The 16,998-nt window shown below is 32.9% G+C and carries 15 protein-coding genes; 8 read left to right on the forward strand and 7 right to left on the reverse strand.

The features are described 5' to 3' along the window. The first annotated feature begins 13 nt into the window (after positions 1 to 13). A complete protein-coding gene (locus tag K1X16_RS16340; RefSeq protein WP_225037168.1) occupies positions 14 to 682 on the forward strand; it encodes an RluA family pseudouridine synthase in 669 nt (222 codons plus the stop codon). 2 nt (positions 683 to 684) lie between these two features. Here the strand turns inward: K1X16_RS16340 and K1X16_RS16345 are convergent, their stop codons facing one another. Further along, positions 685 to 1,476, reverse strand: coding sequence for an SDR family oxidoreductase (locus tag K1X16_RS16345; RefSeq protein ID WP_225037169.1), 792 nt, complete (start codon positions 1,474 to 1,476; stop codon positions 685 to 687). A gap of 22 nt (positions 1,477 to 1,498) precedes the next feature. Next, positions 1,499 to 2,392 carry a sterol desaturase family protein gene (locus tag K1X16_RS16350; RefSeq protein ID WP_195871193.1) on the reverse strand — a complete coding sequence of 298 codons (894 nt, stop codon included), beginning with the start codon at positions 2,390 to 2,392 and terminating at the stop codon, positions 1,499 to 1,501. A gap of 58 nt (positions 2,393 to 2,450) precedes the next feature. Here K1X16_RS16350 and K1X16_RS16355 point away from each other — a divergent pair, with 58 nt between their 5' ends. The 4 genes from K1X16_RS16355 to K1X16_RS16370 all read left to right on the forward strand — a co-directional run bounded on the left by K1X16_RS16355 (position 2,451) and on the right by K1X16_RS16370 (position 7,685). Beyond that, complete coding sequence (locus K1X16_RS16355; protein WP_225037180.1) at positions 2,451 to 3,485, forward strand: o-succinylbenzoate synthase; 1,035 nt, start codon at positions 2,451 to 2,453, stop codon at positions 3,483 to 3,485. Beyond that, positions 3,482 to 4,423, forward strand: coding sequence for a CPBP family intramembrane glutamic endopeptidase (locus K1X16_RS16360; RefSeq protein ID WP_225037170.1), 942 nt, complete (start codon positions 3,482 to 3,484; stop codon positions 4,421 to 4,423). Before K1X16_RS16355 ends, K1X16_RS16360 begins: the two co-directional genes overlap by 4 nt. 2 nt (positions 4,424 to 4,425) lie before the next feature. Then, positions 4,426 to 5,511, forward strand: a complete 1,086-nt coding sequence (locus K1X16_RS16365) for an AMP-binding protein (RefSeq protein ID WP_195871191.1) — start codon at positions 4,426 to 4,428, stop codon at positions 5,509 to 5,511. 86 nt (positions 5,512 to 5,597) lie between these two features. Next, positions 5,598 to 7,685 (forward strand): VWA domain-containing protein, encoded by a 2,088-nt coding sequence (locus tag K1X16_RS16370; RefSeq protein WP_225037171.1) that lies wholly within the window; start codon positions 5,598 to 5,600, stop codon positions 7,683 to 7,685. Positions 7,686 to 7,753: 68 nt separating this feature from the next. Here the strand turns inward: K1X16_RS16370 and K1X16_RS16375 are convergent, their stop codons facing one another. The 3 genes from K1X16_RS16375 to K1X16_RS16385 all read right to left on the reverse strand — a co-directional run bounded on the left by K1X16_RS16375 (position 7,754) and on the right by K1X16_RS16385 (position 10,169). Continuing rightward, on the reverse strand, positions 7,754 to 8,617 hold the full coding sequence (locus tag K1X16_RS16375; protein ID WP_195871189.1) for a flagellar motor protein MotB: 864 nt from the start codon (positions 8,615 to 8,617) through the stop codon (positions 7,754 to 7,756). Between the two features lie 106 nt (positions 8,618 to 8,723). Beyond that, positions 8,724 to 9,716: a glycosyltransferase family 2 protein gene (locus tag K1X16_RS16380; protein WP_225037172.1), complete on the reverse strand. Its 993-nt coding sequence runs from the start codon at positions 9,714 to 9,716 to the stop codon at positions 8,724 to 8,726. Further along, entirely contained in the window at positions 9,717 to 10,169 is a 453-nt protein-coding gene (locus K1X16_RS16385) for a type I restriction enzyme HsdR N-terminal domain-containing protein (protein ID WP_225037173.1), read from the reverse strand. A gap of 139 nt (positions 10,170 to 10,308) precedes the next feature. Here K1X16_RS16385 and holA point away from each other — a divergent pair, with 139 nt between their 5' ends. Then, positions 10,309 to 11,316, forward strand: coding sequence for a DNA polymerase III subunit delta (holA, locus tag K1X16_RS16390; protein ID WP_195871186.1), 1,008 nt, complete (start codon positions 10,309 to 10,311; stop codon positions 11,314 to 11,316). Positions 11,317 to 11,669: 353 nt separating this feature from the next. Beyond that, positions 11,670 to 13,673, forward strand: coding sequence for a BCCT family transporter (locus K1X16_RS16395; protein ID WP_195871185.1), 2,004 nt, complete (start codon positions 11,670 to 11,672; stop codon positions 13,671 to 13,673). Positions 13,674 to 13,864: 191 nt separating this feature from the next. Here the strand turns inward: K1X16_RS16395 and K1X16_RS16400 are convergent, their stop codons facing one another. Beyond that, positions 13,865 to 14,746: a LysR family transcriptional regulator gene (locus tag K1X16_RS16400; protein WP_225037174.1), complete on the reverse strand. Its 882-nt coding sequence runs from the start codon at positions 14,744 to 14,746 to the stop codon at positions 13,865 to 13,867. A gap of 183 nt (positions 14,747 to 14,929) precedes the next feature. Between K1X16_RS16400 and K1X16_RS16405 the strand changes: the two genes are divergently transcribed. After that, positions 14,930 to 15,856, forward strand: a complete 927-nt coding sequence (locus K1X16_RS16405; RefSeq protein WP_225037175.1) for a DMT family transporter — start codon at positions 14,930 to 14,932, stop codon at positions 15,854 to 15,856. A gap of 312 nt (positions 15,857 to 16,168) precedes the next feature. Here K1X16_RS16405 and K1X16_RS16410 read toward each other — a convergent pair whose 3' ends face one another. After that, positions 16,169 to 16,912 carry a hypothetical protein gene (locus K1X16_RS16410; protein ID WP_225037176.1) on the reverse strand — a complete coding sequence of 248 codons (744 nt, stop codon included), beginning with the start codon at positions 16,910 to 16,912 and terminating at the stop codon, positions 16,169 to 16,171. Between the last annotated feature and the right edge of the window lie 86 nt (positions 16,913 to 16,998).

The raw sequence follows: 16,998 nt of genomic DNA on the forward strand, positions 1-16,998 counted from the left end.
AAAGTCTATATTAATGCCAAACCTTGACGTTATTGAGGAAACTAACGATTATATCGTAGTTAATAAATCAGCAGGACTCATTACTGAAAAAAGTCCGTACGAAAAGCATACTGTTGAAAATCAGGTGTTCGACCACGTCTTAAAAACCAAACGAAAGCCCTATGTTGGTGTTATTCATCGCTTAGATCGAGTCACAAGTGGTGTGCTTATATTTGCTAAGAAGAAGAGTATTCTGGTTACCTTCAATACGTTGTTTAGTAGTAGAAAAGTAAGAAAAACGTACTTAGCCATTGTTAAGAATAAACCTGAAAAGAACAAGGGCAACTTAGTTAACTTCCTTGTGAAAAATAATAAGGAAAAACGAGCAGATATAGTGTCATCAAAATCAAAAGACACTTTAGACTGTATGTTGTCTTATAAAGTAATTGATCAAAATGAACATGGTTATCTTTTAGAAGTAAGGCCGAAAACAGGACGATTTCATCAGATAAGAGCACAATTGGCACATATTGGATTGCCTATTATTGGTGATGATAAATATGGATCTGGTGAATGCTATTTTCCTTTAGCTGTTTGTCTTCATGCGTGGAAAATTTCATACAAAGATTCAAATACGAATAAAATAAACACTTTTGAAGCACCTTTACCAAATAACAAGTATTGGAAATTTAATTCTATGTAAAATTAAGTCACGTTGCTCTTCAATATAACCTTGTGAAGTAATCGTGGAAAAAAACGTTTTAGATAAACTCCCATCGTTTCACTTTTTCCAATATAAGCTTCAAACTTTTCTTTTTTAATTGCCTTAAGCATTCGTTTCGCAAATTCTGAAACTTCTAATCCGTTTTCCGTGGCTTTATCTTGTGTGCTTTGGGTAGAACCATCACCAGTTAAAGCATTTTTAGCCACATTGGTGTTTACAAAACCCGGGCAAATCATCGTGACTTTTATAGCGTTTTTATCATGTTCTAATCGCAAAGCATCAAAAAATCCATGCAAGGCATGTTTAGCACCACAATATGCTGAACGATAAGGGGAACTAAATTTACCCATAAGGCTTGTAACGGTAACAAAATGACCAGATTGCTTTTCTATAAAATGAGGTAATAGGGCTTTAGATAAGGCAATCGTACCGAGGTAATCAATCTCCATAAGCTTCTTATCTACTAAAATGTCTGTATCAATGATTAATGATCGTTGACTTATACCACCATTGTTTATAAGGATATCTACCTGACCAAAAAATGATAGTGCTTTTTCCGCGATTTCTGTCATATTTAAATAGTCCGCCAAATCAAAAGGAAGAATTTCAATAGATTTAGCATTCGAACATTTGGCTTTAACCTCTAACAATACGGCTTCACGTCTTGCAGATAAAATTAACTTACAATTCTGTTCTGCTAATTGTAGCGCTAAGGCTTTACCAATGCCGCTTGAAGCACCTGTAATCCAAATAACTTTATTTTCAAATGTCATATAACTACTGTTTTTCTAGGTCTTACTTTTTCATTGAGCGTAACCATTCATCGCGCAAATCATCGCTAACTTTACCACTTCCATCATGTTTCCAACCTGGTGGTTTAAAAAGGTAGAGTAGGCGGTCTTTTAAAGACATTTTTCCAGTAAAGGCATCTTTTAAGAGTTGCCACCATTCCATAAAGGCAATTTTAATAGGGTTGTAGCTTTTAATATTTGTAACTAAACCATAGGTTACTTTTTCGTCAGCTAGTTCTGGTTGAAATGTTCCAAATAATCGATCCCAAATAATCAATATTCCGGCATGATTGCGATCTAAATAAATTGGATTACTACCATGATGCACTCTATGGTGTGAAGGTGTATTAAAAACCGCTTCAAACCATTTTGGCATTTTGTTTATCGCTTCGGTATGAATCCAGAATTGATACAGTAAACTAATAGACATCTGTAGCAATATCATAGCAGGATGAAATCCTAACAACGGTAACCAAAGCCAAAATATAAACGTATAAAAGCCACCAGACCAGGTTTGTCGCAACGCTGTACTTAAATTATAATGTTCTGAAGAGTGATGAACCACATGTGATGCCCAAAATAAACGACATTCGTGCGACACACGATGAAACCAATAATAGGCAAAGTCGTCTGCGAAAAATATCAGTAAAAACGACCACCAAGCTACAGGAATTGTAAACAACCTAAAGTTGTCATAGACCCAAAAGAATACTAATATTACTACAGCTTTACTGGCAAAACCCACTACCACATTACCTAATCCCATGGCTATAGATGAGAAGGCATCTTTAGTTTCGTAGGTGTTAATGTGTTGTTTTGTAGTGACATATAATTCTAATATCATAGCCAATATAAAAAATGGAATGGCATAAAGAATGATATTAGGAAAATCGGGCATTAGAGTTGTTATTTGAGCTCTAATTTACGAAAATATTTAAGTATTTTTGATTTCTATGATGAAAGCAAGCTACCATAAATATATTCTAAACTTTAAACGTCCAAGTGGCACCTCGAGAGGCGTAATGACCACAAAAGAAACATGGTTTATTGTGTTAGAAAACGACGGTAAAACTGGAGTAGGGGAATGTGGTATTTTACGAGGCTTATCTATTGATGATAGACCCGATTTTGAAGATAAATTGAAATGGACATGTCATAACATTCATTTTGGTTTAGAAAACCTTTTAACTGAATTAATTGAATTTCCTAGTATTCAATTTGGATTGGAAACGGCTTTTAAGTCATTAGAAAGTAAAAATCAATTTGAATTGTTTCCTTCAGATTTTACAAAAGGGACCCAAGGCATTCCTATAAATGGTTTAGTTTGGATGGGAGATGACGATTTTATGCGCACTCAAATCAAAGAAAAAATTGAAACCGGATTTGATTGTATTAAATTAAAAATTGGAGCTATTGATTTTCAAACGGAGTTAGATATTTTAAAATCTATCCGAAATGAGTTTTCAGTGTCTGACATTGAACTTAGAGTAGATGCCAATGGTGCATTTTCACCTAAGGATGCTCTAGAAAAATTACATCAACTGTCGGAATACCAATTACATTCCATAGAGCAACCCATTAAACCAAAACAATTTGATGCAATGGCAAAACTTTGTGAAGACACTCCGTTGCCTATTGCTTTAGATGAAGAATTAATTGGTGTTTTTTTAGAAGAGAATAAACAAGAATTACTTCAAACTATAAAACCGCAGTACATTATTTTGAAACCAAGTTTAGTTGGTGGTTTTACAGGAAGTCAACAATGGATTAACATTGCAGAAAGTTTAAATATTAATTGGTGGATAACCAGTGCTTTAGAAAGTAATATTGGTTTAAATGCTATTTCGCAATGGACCTATACATTAAAAAATACAATGCCTCAAGGTTTAGGAACTGGCAGTTTATTTACTAACAATTTTTCTTCTCCATTACGTGTAAATAACGGAACTTTGTATTACGATTTAAAAGAGAATTGGAATTTTAGTATATGAATTATATTCAACAAGCTTATAAAGGTCAGCGTGAACTTTGGATGTTTATCTTAACAACGGTTTTAGTAGCAGGTATTTTTATCAGTAATTTTGTGTTTTACGTGTTTGCTGATCCAGCAGATTTAGATGCTGCAATGAAAGCTATGGATCACTGGAATTTGCCAGCAAATGTAGTTTTAGCTATCAACTTGTTACCGTTTACATTTTTGCTAGGACTCTTATTTGTGTTAGTGAAATTTGTACATCAACGAAGTCTTTTATCATTAACAACAACACGATTAAAAGTTGATTTTAAACGCATATTGTTTTCGTTTTTAATGATTACTATTTATACGGTTGGAACGTTTTTTCTAATGTACTATATAGATTCGTCTGAAATAGTATTTCAATTTAATCCAGGAAAATTTGCAGTGCTGTTTATCATCAGTATATTATTATTTCCATTTCAAATAGGTTTAGAGGAATATCTTTTTAGAGGTTATTTAATGCAGCATATTGGTGTTCTAGTTAAAAATAAGTGGTTTCCTTTAATTTTTACATCTATTTTGTTTGGAGTTGCGCATAGTGCAAATCCAGAGGTAGGAGCAATTGGATTTTGGAAAATGATGATTTTTTATATTGGAACAGGATTGCTTTTAGGAATAATGACCTTGATGGATGAAGGTTTAGAGTTGGCTTTAGGGTTTCACTTAGGGAACAATTTAATTGCTTCATTATTAGTAACGGCAGATTGGACAGCACTTCAAACAGATGCGCTTTTTAAAGACACATCTAGCCCAGAATTAGGGTCAATTTCTGAAATTATATTACCAGTTTTAATTGTATATCCTATAATGTTATTAATTCTTTCAAAAAAATACGGCTGGACTAATTGGAAGGATAAATTATTCGGAAACGTTGAAGAGCCACCAAAAGAGAATTATAAAATAATTGATTAATTATGACACCAGAATACAACAAAGTACACAACCGTTTTAAGTTTAATGGACTTCACTTTAGTCATGAAGAATTAAAGGAAGTTGCTTATAGTCTTATAAAAGAAGGAGAACCTTATGAAAAAGTCACTGGAAATTTTTTAATCGATTGGTTAAACAACAAAGATTTTTTATATGTAACCACTTCGGGTTCTACAGGTGTTCCTAAGGAAATTAAACTCATGAAACAAGCTATGGTTAATTCGGCCATTGCTACAGGTAATTTTTTCGGTTTAGAGCCAGGCGATAAAGCTTTACATTGCTTACCAAGTCATTTTATAGCAGGTAAAATGATGTTTGTACGTGCTTTAGTTTTGGGTTTAGAAATTGATTTTGTTGAGCCATCTGCACAACCCATTTTTGACTATGAAAAATCGTATGATTTCTGTGCTATGGTTCCGTTACAGTTAAAACATACACTTAATTATATTTACAACATAAAAACAATTATTGTTGGTGGCTCTAAAGTGACTAAGCCACTTTTAGAACGCATTGCGCATTGCGAACCTAAGTTTTTTGAAACCTATGGTATGACAGAAACTGTAACCCATGTTGCTGTTAGGAGATTACAATCTAAATCTGCAGAAAAGGAGCAGTATTTTAACGCTTTACAGAATGTGAAATTTGAACAAGACGATAGAAATTGTTTAATTATTCATGCACCAAAACTAGTAGAAGAGGCTTTAATTACTAACGATATTGTTGAATTAAATTCAGAAACTAGCTTTAAATTGCTTGGTCGTTATGATAATGTTATAAATTCTGGTGGAGTAAAATTATTTCCAGAGCAAATTGAAGACAAACTACAGCCTGTTATTAAACAGCGTTTCATAATCGCAGGAGAAGATGATGTTACTCTCGGTGAAAAGCTAATACTAATTGTTGAAAATCCAACAGAATCTAAAGACGCTATTTTAAAGGTTATTAAAGAGCTTAAAACTGTTGAGAAATTTGAAATACCTAAAACTATTTATACTGTAGATAAGTTTTCGGAAACCGTTAATGGTAAAATTCAACGTAAAAAAACGATAAAAGCTATTTTAGGGGCTTAACTCATTCAAATAGGTCGTTTACTCATTATTGGTTTTACATAGTAGTGTTTGTTTATAGGTTTACATAAACTTATAAATCAACTATTATGAAAAATCTAGTACTTATGTTATGCTTTATGTTATCCTCAGGATACATAATAGCTCAAGAAAAAACAATTTCAGGAACTATAACAACTGCAGCTGATGGTTTGCCATTACCTGGAGCAAGTGTCATTGTTAAAGGAAGCACTGTTGGTGCTCAAACTGATTTTGATGGTAATTATAAACTTAAAGTTAACGTTGGTGATGTAATCGTGGCATCATATATTGGTTTAAAGTCTCAAAGCGTCACTATTGGTTCTGCTTTAGTTTATGATATCGCACTCAAGTCAGATAACAGATTAGAAGAAGTTGTTATCATGGGTTACGGAACGTCTAACAGACATAATTATACACACGCTGTAAAACCAAGACCAACAATAGCCTCTAAACTTTCTGGAAAGGCAACAGGAGTTGCAGTCACACATTCAAACGGAACACAAAGGTCTTCACCAAATGTAGTTATCAGAGGTGTGACTTCAATCAATTCAAAAGAACCGCTTTATATTTTAAACGGAGCACCAATTTCCGAAAGTGAGTTTAGAAATATTAATGCAGATAAAATTAAGCATATCGAAATCATTAATGCGAGTCAAGGCAAAGTTGTTTTCGGTTATAAAGGAACCAAAGGTGTAATCATCTTAAGAACCAAAGGCCATAAAAACAAGGTTAATTTTGAAGACATAGATAATTTTTTGAATGAATCATACACTCAAATTGAAGAGAATGCTTTTAAGCGTACTAACCTTTCTGCACTTTCAACGTTTTCAATAGACGTAGATAAAGCTGGTTATAGTAATGTAAGACGTATGATAAACAATGGAGAAACCATTCCTGCAAATGCTGTAAAGCTCGAAGAGATGGTGAATTACTTCAATTATAATTATCCACAACCAACCGATGAACATCCTTTTTCCATTAATACTGAAGTTGTAACAACACCTTGGCACAAAGACACACAATTGGTTAGAATTGGGTTACAAGGTAAAACTTATGACAATGCCGAACTACCAGCATCTAACTTAACCTTCTTAATAGATGTGTCTGGTTCAATGCGTTCACAGAACAAATTACCATTATTAAAAAGTGCATTTAAATTGTTGGTTAATCAACTTCGTGAAAAAGATAAGGTATCTATTGTGGTTTATGCAGGTGCTGCAGGTGTGGTCTTAGAACCTACGTCTGGCAATAACAAAGAAGCCATTTTAACGGCGTTAAATAATTTGAGTTCAGGAGGTTCAACGGCTGGTGGTGCAGGTATTGAATTAGCTTATAAATTAGCCGAAAAGAATTTCAAAAAGAATGGAAATAATCGTGTCATCTTAGCTACAGATGGAGATTTTAATGTGGGAGCTTCAAGTGATAATGATATGAAAACCCTAATTGAAGAAAAACGAAAATCTGGAGTATTCTTATCCGTTTTAGGATTTGGTTACGGCAATTATAAAGATTCAAAGTTAGAAGTTTTAGCAGACAAAGGCAATGGTAATCATGCTTATATAGATAATATGCAAGAAGCACAAAAGGTGTTTGGTAAAGAATTTGGAGGAACACTTTTTACGATTGCAAAGGATGTAAAAATTCAAGTAGAGTTTAATCCTAAGAAAGTTCAAGCTTATAGGTTAATAGGCTACGAAAATAGATTATTAGCCGATGAAGACTTTGTAGATGATACCAAAGATGCTGGAGAATTAGGAAGTGGTCATACAGTTACAGCCTTGTATGAGATAATTCCTGTCGGTATTAAAAGTGATTACTTAAAAAAAGTGGCAAAATTAAAATACACAAAGTCTGAAGTTACTTCTAATTACGAAGATGAATTATTTACGGTAAAATTTAGGTATAAAAAGCCAAATGAAGACAAGAGTATTGAAATGGTGCATGTGCAAGATACTAAAATCGTGGAAGCTTCTGATGATATGAATTTTGCATCAGCTGTGGTATTATTCGGTATGCAACTGAGAACTTCTAAATACTTTAATAATGCATCAACATCAAAAGTCATTGAGTTGGCAGAAAGTGGAAGAGGAGTGGACAAAGATGGTTATAGAGCGGAGTTCATTAGATTGGTGCAATCTTACGATACTCTGAAGTAGAGAGGTTATAAAAACCAAAAAACCCAATGCAAACGCATTGGGTTTTTTTATATCAAAATATTATAAAATTAGTCTTCAGTTCCTTCAGACAAATTTTTCATTTCATTTTCTACCATTTCGTAGAACTGATCAATTTTAGGCATTACAACAATACGAGTACGTCTGTTTTTTGCTTTGTTTTGAGCAGTATCATTTTCTACTAAAGGCACGTAGTGACTACGACCAGCAGCAATTAACTGTTGTGGGTTAACTTCTAAGTTTTCTAAAACTCTAACTACTGAAGTAGCACGTTTTACACTTAAATCCCAGTTATCAACTAATGGTGGCTTATTATAAGGTACATTATCTGTATGAGACTCAACCATAGCTTCAAAATCAGGCTTACTGTTAATTACCTTAGCAACTTTAGCTAAAACTTCTTTAGCTCTACTAGTTACATTATAACTACCACTCTTGAATAATAACTTATCTGCAATAGAAATAAATACAACACCTTTTTCTACATTAATTTCAATATCAGGATCATTGATTCCAACAGCTTTTTTAAGACTCGTAACAACAGCAAGGGTTACACTATCCTTTTTTGTTAAAGCATCTTGTAATCTTGTGATTTTTAAGTCACGTTCCTTTAAACTTTCTAAAGACTTTTCAAGATTTTCAGATCCTTTTTTAGTTAAGATAGTTAAATCACCTTTTGTATCAATTAAATCCTGATTAGCTTTACGCAAATCTGCTAATTGATCTTTCATAGTTTCCACTCTAGCATTAGCTGCAGCAACATCAGATAAACAACTATTTAGTTTAACGGTTGCAGTATTTAATAAATCTTGGGTCTCTTTTTGTTGTGCTTCAAGGGCTAAGTAATCTTTTTTAGACACACATGATGCTAAAAACACCATTGAGCATACACTTAATAACATTAATTTTTTCATAATTGAACGATACAGTTTAAGTTGTTAATTTTAACAACACAAAATTATGGAAAACTAATGCGCGTACGATATGGATTAACATAAATTTTAACAGTTTTATAAACAATTAAAATTGTGTTCGATTTTTTATAAAATAAGACCAAACAATAGACGGTGTTTCGTAATATCCAGAACGTTTAGGTAGTTGTTTACGCTGTTTTATAAGTCTAGGTAAGTGGTAATAAAATGACATATGTGCTTTTAAAATTGCCATAAAAAATGACGGTTTTAGTTGAAACAAGAACCTTAGACCAGCTATGCCGTCTAAACTCATTTTTAGTAACACTCTAAATACCACATGGGAATCCGTATGTTTTACTAGTGTAAACAAACTATTTCTAAAATTAAGATAGGTTTTCTTAGGGTTGGTATTTGTTAACGTTGCGCCACCGACATGATATACGGTTGAAGCTCCAATATATTTGGTTACATAATTAGAATTAAAAGCCCTCCAACATAAATCAATTTCTTCCATATGAGCAAAAAAAGACTCGTCAAATCCATTTAAGGTTTTAAACACCTCATTTTTAATAAAAAAGCAAGCACCTGAAGCCCAGAAAATAGTTTTAGTATCGTTGTATTGTCCGTTGTCTTTTTCAATAGTATCAAAAATTCGACCTCTACAATAGGGAAATGCATATTTGTCTATAAATCCACCAGCAGCACCTGCATACTCAAAATGAGATTTGTCTTTATAGTCTAAAATTTTGGGTTGAATAATAGCTGTCGTAGGATTACTATTAAATTCAGACATTATAGGTTGAAGCCAATTTTTGGTCACTTCAATATCACTATTTAATAAGCAGAGGAGTGGTTCTTCAACATGTTTTAAAGCATCATTATACCCTTTTGCATAACCACCATTTTCTGTATTTTTTATAAGCTTTACCGAAGGAAATTTTTTCGTTACAAAAGCAACAGACGCGTCAGTTGAAGCATTATCAGCGACATAAATTACAGCCTCGTCGGAATATTTTATAACAGATGGCAAAAACTGTTCTAATAAGTCTTTTCCATTCCAGTTTAAAATAACAATTGCTAAGTCTTTGGTTTGTAGCATTTACTTCTTAATATAGTTAGGTATGTCTTTTAAAAACGAAAACCGTTCAGCATCCATATCCATTTCACAATAATAATGATTTAAACCATTAGTTACCATTAAAAACGATGCATTTAAGGCCAGATTATACCGTGCAATTTGGTCGAAAGTTGTTTGATCAATTTGTATGGTGTGCGATTTGCATTCAACAATTAAATGAATACTACCATCAGAATTAAAAATAACAATATCGTAGCGTTTTTTTAAACCGTTTATAATTAGCTCTTTTTCGACGTTAATCAATGATTTTGGGTATTGTTTAATTGTCATTAAATAATGAACACAATGTTGCCTTACCCATTCTTCGGGCTGGAGAATGATGAATTTTTTCCGAATGACATCAAAAATAGATACTTTATTTTCTGTACTTTTGAAACGGTATTCAAACTTTGGAAAGTTGAGTTCTTGTAACACTTAGAATCGTTAATTTTTTCAAAGTTAAAGCAGAATACTACAAATCACAATTTTCGATTACCAAAATCCATATTATTTAATATCATGTTGAATATTAGTCTTGGAATTTGGAATCTCATTTTTGGAATTTATATCAATTTTGGACGACGTAAAACAACTTGTAGCGGCAATAAAAAAAGGTGACCTTAAACCTATATATTTTTTAATGGGTGAGGAAGCTTATTATATCGATAAGATTTCGGACTATATTGAAGACCATGTTTTGGACGACACCGAAAAAGGGTTTAACCAAATGGTTCTTTACGGAAGAGATATCACTATAGATGATATTGTGAGTAATGCCAAGCGTTTTCCGATGATGGCAGAACGCCAAGTAGTCATTGTTAAAGAAGCGCAAGACTTAAGCAGAACTATTGAGCAGTTAGTGAAATATGCTAATAATCCGCAACCATCAACGGTTTTAGTTCTTAATTATAAATACAAAAAATTAGACAAGCGAAAAGCACTTTATAAAGCAATTAGTAAAAATGGCGGTGTTGTTTTTGAAAGTAAGAAAATGTACGACAACCAAGTTGCCGATTGGATTAGACGTGTCTTAGCTGGTCAGAATTATAATATTTCACCTAAAGCGGCTCAGATGTTAGTTGAGTTTTTAGGCACCAATCTTAGTAAGATAGACAACGAACTTAACAAGCTTAAAATCGTTTTACCAGAAGGGACTCAGATTACACCAGAACATATTGAAGAAAACATAGGGATCAGTAAGGATTTTAATAATTTTGAATTACGAAAGGCGGTTGGACAACGCAATGCTTTAAAAGCGCACCAAATTGCAAAGTATTTTGCAGAGAACCCAAAGGATAATCCAATTGTTGTTTCGGTTGCTTTGTTGTTTAAATTCTTTTCAGATTTATTGCACCTTCATGGCATGTCTGATAAAAACCCACGTAGTGTAGCATCTGCACTTAAAGTAAATCCATATTTTGTAAACGAGTATATTGATGCGGCCAGACATTATCCGATGAAAAAAGTAAGTGCTGTTATCGGTTTGCTTCGTGAAACTGATGTAAAAAGTAAAGGTGTAAGTGCTAATGCAGTACCTCAAGGAGACTTGCTTAAGGAGTTGTTAGTTAAGATTATAGGCTAATTACTATTATTTATTTGCTGCTTTTTAATTAAAAAGAAACGAACCAGAGGAAAATTCGCAGGTTTTACTAAGTAGGAGTGTACTAAGCAATTAATTTTATACGGTGTTGTGTGCAGTGCTTATAAAAAGTTAAATTTTATATTCAATTATTTTCGTTCAATTCTGTTCCAATTTTGTTACGTTATCTTTCAGGATTCTTTTCGTTTTTGTATCAAACTTCCCCAGAATCTCTTGACAGTGTTTGCTCTAGATTAAATTTATCTTTTTTACATTTGGACTTTAAGATAAAGAGCAAAAAACTTGAGCAAGTCAACTGAAATTTGATCAATTTTTTTTAAATCAATTGTAAAAAAATGAAATTAAAATCCACTTTAAGTAAAGGTATTTTTATTCCAAGTATGATATTTATCATTGGGATTTGTGTTTTATCTGCCATTTTCCCAGAAGCAACCAATTCAATCCTTGACTTTGTGAAGAATTACATTTTTACCAACTTGTACTTCATTTTTGTTTGGTCAGTGACGGTGTTCGTTCTGTTTTTAATTATTTTGCTTTTCACTAAGCATGGAAACATTCGGTTAGGAAAGAACAATAGCAAACCAGAATATTCTTTTTTCTCTTGGATTTCAATGCTTTTTGCGGCAGGTATGGGAATTGGCTTGATGTATTTTAGTGTTGCCGAACCTATGCAGCATTACACACATACAGCATTTTCTGAAAATTCACCCGTTCAAAGGGCAAATGACGCACAGCTATTCACTTTCTTTCATTGGGGTGTTCATGCTTGGGCTATATATGGAGTTGTGGGCTTATCACTTTCTTATTTTGCATATCGTTACCGTTTACCTTTATCCTTACGTAGTTGTTTTTATCCACTTTTAAAAGATAGAATTAAAGGGAAATGGGGAAATATAATTGACATATTTGCACTGTGTAGTACATTCTTCGGAATTACAACCACACTTGGTTTTGGGGTACTACAATTAAATTCAGGATTAGAAAAATTTAATATTGTTCCAGATACCAGTTTCTTGTATCAAGCTTTAATTGTTATTGTTTTGGTGTCAATTTCAGTATTCTCGGCGGTTAGTGGAGTTGATAAAGGAGTTAAAGTTTTAAGTAGGATCAACATATTGAGTGTGGTTGTACTCTTGCTATTTGTACTTTTTTTGGGCCCAACAGTGTATTTAATTGGAACTTTCACGGAAGGACTGGGCAGCTATGTTTCTAGTTTTTTCGACTTAACGTTTTCAACGTATGCAAATGAAGAAGCAAAGCAACCTTGGTTCTTTGATTGGACAATTTTATATTGGGCATGGTGGATTTCATGGTCTCCTTATGTAGGAATATTTATAGCAAGGATATCAAAAGGACGTACGATTAGAGAATTTGTTTCAGCAGTACTGATAATCCCTACTTTGTTCAATTTTATTTGGATGTCTGTTTTTGGGAATAGTGCGGTTTGGTTTGACCAAAACATAGCAGATGGAGCATTGAGTTTGCTCGCGGATAATCCAGATGCGTTGATGTTTAGTTTTTTAGAATATTTACCATTTACAGAAATCACGAGCTTTTTAACTTTAGCCATTATCATTATTTTCTTTGTGACTTCTGCCGATTCTGGAATATTTGTAATGAATGGGATCGCAACAAGAAATGCACCTAAATCTCCAAAGTGGCAAATTGTAACGTGGGGAGTTTTACTCGCATCTCTTGCACTCATGTTGTTACGTGCCGGTGGGTTAGAAGCATTGCAATCCATGACCTTAATAACAGCCTTACCCTTTGCTATTATTATGCTTCTTTTTATAATAAGTTTTGTCAAAGCCTTAATCATTGATCAAAATTATTACGAACGTGACTATTCAATTTCTACAGTTCCTTGGTCAGGGCAATCATGGAAATCAAGACTCGGACAAATTATTTCATTTAGCGATAAAAAAACGACAGATGAGTATATTGATAAGACGGTAAAACCAGCTTTTGAAAATTTACAAAAAGAGTTTTTAAAGAATGGTGTTAATGCTAAACTCAATTCCTTTAAAGATCCTAATAAAATTGAAATCGAGGTTGAGTATGATTTAGTCAATAACTTTATTTACGGAGTTAGAAATGAGTCTAAATTGGTGTCCGATAGTTTAATGAATGAACAAAATATAAATGTTGTAGAAAATAATCATGTATTTTTCCCGAAGTCTTATTTTGGTGATGAGCGAGAAGGTTATGATGTTCAGTTGTTTACTGAAAATGAATTGATTTCAGATGTTCTAAAGCATTATGAACGCTTTTTAGGCATTGTTTCAGATGAGAAAAATCAATTGTTTACAAGTCGTAACATAAATAAAAGAATGACTTAGTCGTTTTTGTTTTTAATCGTTCATTTAGAATTGTTGCGTTAAGATATTGAATTCGGATGTTTTTGTAAACGGAATGTTCTTCAAAAGTTTTATTCAAAAATTTTCCTTTTGAAAGGTCATGGAACACTCTTTTTTGCAGCGGATGAAGCGTTGGTGTAAAAGTGTGTGTAACGGGTTAAGTGTTCCAATGTTTAAATCTTCAAATAGTTTTTCAAAAAATTTAGATACGATTCCAATTCATTTTCCCGTTCCGTTTTCCACACCAATTTCATATCCAATTGGTATGGCAAATCAGAAAGTTCTATACTTTTTAGGTCAAGCGAAAACCCTTTTAAAGTCGATTTTCCCATCATCGTGATTCCAAGTCCTGCAGAAACCATTCTTAGAACGGTTGATGTATTTGGCGAACGATGCACTATTTTTGGGGAATATCCATAATTTCCAATGATTTTCAGAATTTCTTCCATATATCCAAATCCCTCGGCTTGTGGATTCAAGACCCATTTTTCGTTTTTACAGTCCGCCAAATCCTTAAAATTAGAGGTGTTCAACCGATGTTCTTTGGGTAAAATTAAAAGATAGTTTTCTTTGTAAATCGAGAGGCTCGAAAGTCCATCGGGAATAAATGCATTCGGAACAAAACCAAAATCCACTTCGTTGTCGTTCAATTTGTCGAATATCATTTCATTAGTTCCCTCTACGAGACTGGATTTTAAGTCGGGCAGATTCGTTTCCATATATCGTAGCAGTTCTGGCAAGACAGTATGCATCGCCGAACTTGCGTGTCCAATTTTAATTTCGCCTGCCTTTCCTTGATTAATCAAAACTCCTCTTTTAATGGATTGGTCGAGTTGGTTCAATATTTTGGAAACCTCCGTTTTAAAGAATATTCCCGATTTAGTCAACGCAATTTGCTTTCGTGAACGGTCGAACAATAAAAAACCGAGTTCTTCCTCAAGCACCTGAATCTGTCTACTTAAAGCGGGTTGGGCAATAAAAATCCGTTCCGATGCTTTTCTGAAATTCAGTGTTTCGGTCAATACCAAAAAGTTTTGTAATTGAGTAGTTGTCATTTTATTGATTAAAATATGTTATTAATTAATCAAAATTAAGTATTTTTTTTCATTAATAGAATATCCTTCCTTTGTATTTCAATTTATATTAGAGATGAAACGAGCATGCTGAAATTTTCATCAATCAAAGGAATGATTATTAGCGAACAGCATGTGACCTATTAAAACAATAAATAAATACACATGAAAGTAAAAAACAATTATAAAGTTTGGTTCTATTTTATAGCGTTGGTTTTGATTTGGGGCAGTTCGTTCATTTTGATTAAAAATGGATTAAAAGGTTATACGGTTTGGCAGGCTGCAACTATCCGGTTAGTATCTGCTTTTTTAGTAATGTTTTGTTTTGCTATTCGGCATATTAGAAAAATACCAAGTGAAAAAGTTCCAGTAATTTTACTAGTAAGCTTGTTGAGTATGGTTTTTCCGTCCTATCTGTTTAGTATCGCACAATCTCAAATTAGTAGTGCACTTGCAGGAATATTAAATGCTTTAGTTCCAATGTTTACAAGTGTTCTTGGATTACTTTTTTTTAGAAAATCTATTAATAAGTTACAATGGTTGGGTCTTGCTATAGGTTTTATTTCTGCTAGTTTTTTAATTTTGATTACTACTGGAAGCACATTTTCGTTAAACGAATATGCGTTATTAATCATTATCGCAACTATTTGTTACGGATTGAATTTTAATATTGTAAAAACATATCTATCTGATGTAAATTCACTTCATCTAACCACAATTGCTGTTTCTTTTTCAGGAATATTCGGCTTTCTTTTTTTATTTTTTAGTGGATATGAGTCGAATATCAAAGTTAGTGAGCAACAAGTTTTTCCGTTGCTATCATTAATTACATTAGGTGTTTTGGGAACAGCTTTAGCTCAGTTTATGCAGAATCAATTAATTCAAAAATCTTCAGCTGTTTTTGCTAGTTCGCTTACATACCTAATTCCCGTTGTTGCTGTGCTTTGGGGTGTTTTAGATGGCGAAAAGTTGGTTTTTTGGCATTATTTAGGGATGTTAGGAATACTTATAGGTGTTCTGATTTTGAACAAGTTTGGAAAGTCTAAAAACAATTTGGCTTATGATAAAAAAACGAAAGTGTTGCATGTTTAATTGAAGTAAAGTACAGAACGAGTAGGGGCATAGATATTTTTGTATGGATGATGAGTTGGAAAAATTTTATGCTCTTTCGGCTCGTTATTTTAAACTATCATATTACAAATCTATAAATTTAGATTTGTTGCGTTAAGTTATTGAATAGAGTAATGGTTTTTCGGTATTGTGTACAACGTTGTTGTGTATGATTAGTTGCGTGGTTAAGCGAGTAAGTTAACAAAAAGGCACGAACCCGTGAATATTCCGCAGGAATATTCGCAAGTAGGGAAGAACAAAGCAATTAATTATACACGGTGTTAGCACACGTATTTATTCGGTTTTTTCGTCAGTCAAATATTTATAACTCTGTTCAAAATATTTTTTCATTGATTTATTCAAATGTTGACTGAATTCATTTTTTTCATTCCTTTCTTTGGATAACCAAGCCATTGCATAGGCAATTATTTGTTCTGGTAAATATCCTTGTCCAGTTGAATTCCAACCAAATGTTCCGCCTGTTGCAAATTGGGAAAAATTAAATCGAGAATTTCCAATAAAAATTCCAAATCCGTAAGCAATGGCTGTAAAATCAGTTAAAAATTCGTCATTTTCTTCTATTCGATTTTCTCCTAATAAAATCTGATGTGATAATTCATGTGCTATTGTCGCAATTAAGGAAATCGTATTTTTTAATTGGCTTGTTTCTATTGATATAATCGTACCTTTTTCTGTTTGCTGATAAGTTCCACTTGCACTTTTCCAACTTCCGTTTATATCTGCTGGTGTTGTCAAAGTTGTTCCATCATCCATTTCAATTGGTTCGTCTGAGAAGAATTCGAGTTTAATTTCAGTATCTCGAATGTTCATTAATTCCATTGTCCGTTTGAGTATGAATTCCGCATCTTTTTCAGTTCCGTCAAAAGTTCTGTCGTAAAAATCTTTTGTTGGTGTCACAGTTCGGATTTCCATAAAATGTTCCTCGCCAAATTCAGTCCGTAACCAATTAAGGTCTTCGTCAATCCAAATTTTGTCTTCTTTGGTAATCGGTAATTTTGTCTTTTTATTCCAGAACATTATTGGTTGTGTATTATACTGAAATAGGTTGACTCTTTTTAGTTATTATTTAGACGTTCAAAAGATTTTTTTTAGCCGTTTAGAAG

The organism is Winogradskyella sp. SM1960, assembly GCF_020179375.1.
In the GTDB taxonomy this organism is placed as follows: Bacteria; Bacteroidota; Bacteroidia; order Flavobacteriales; family Flavobacteriaceae; genus Winogradskyella; species Winogradskyella marina.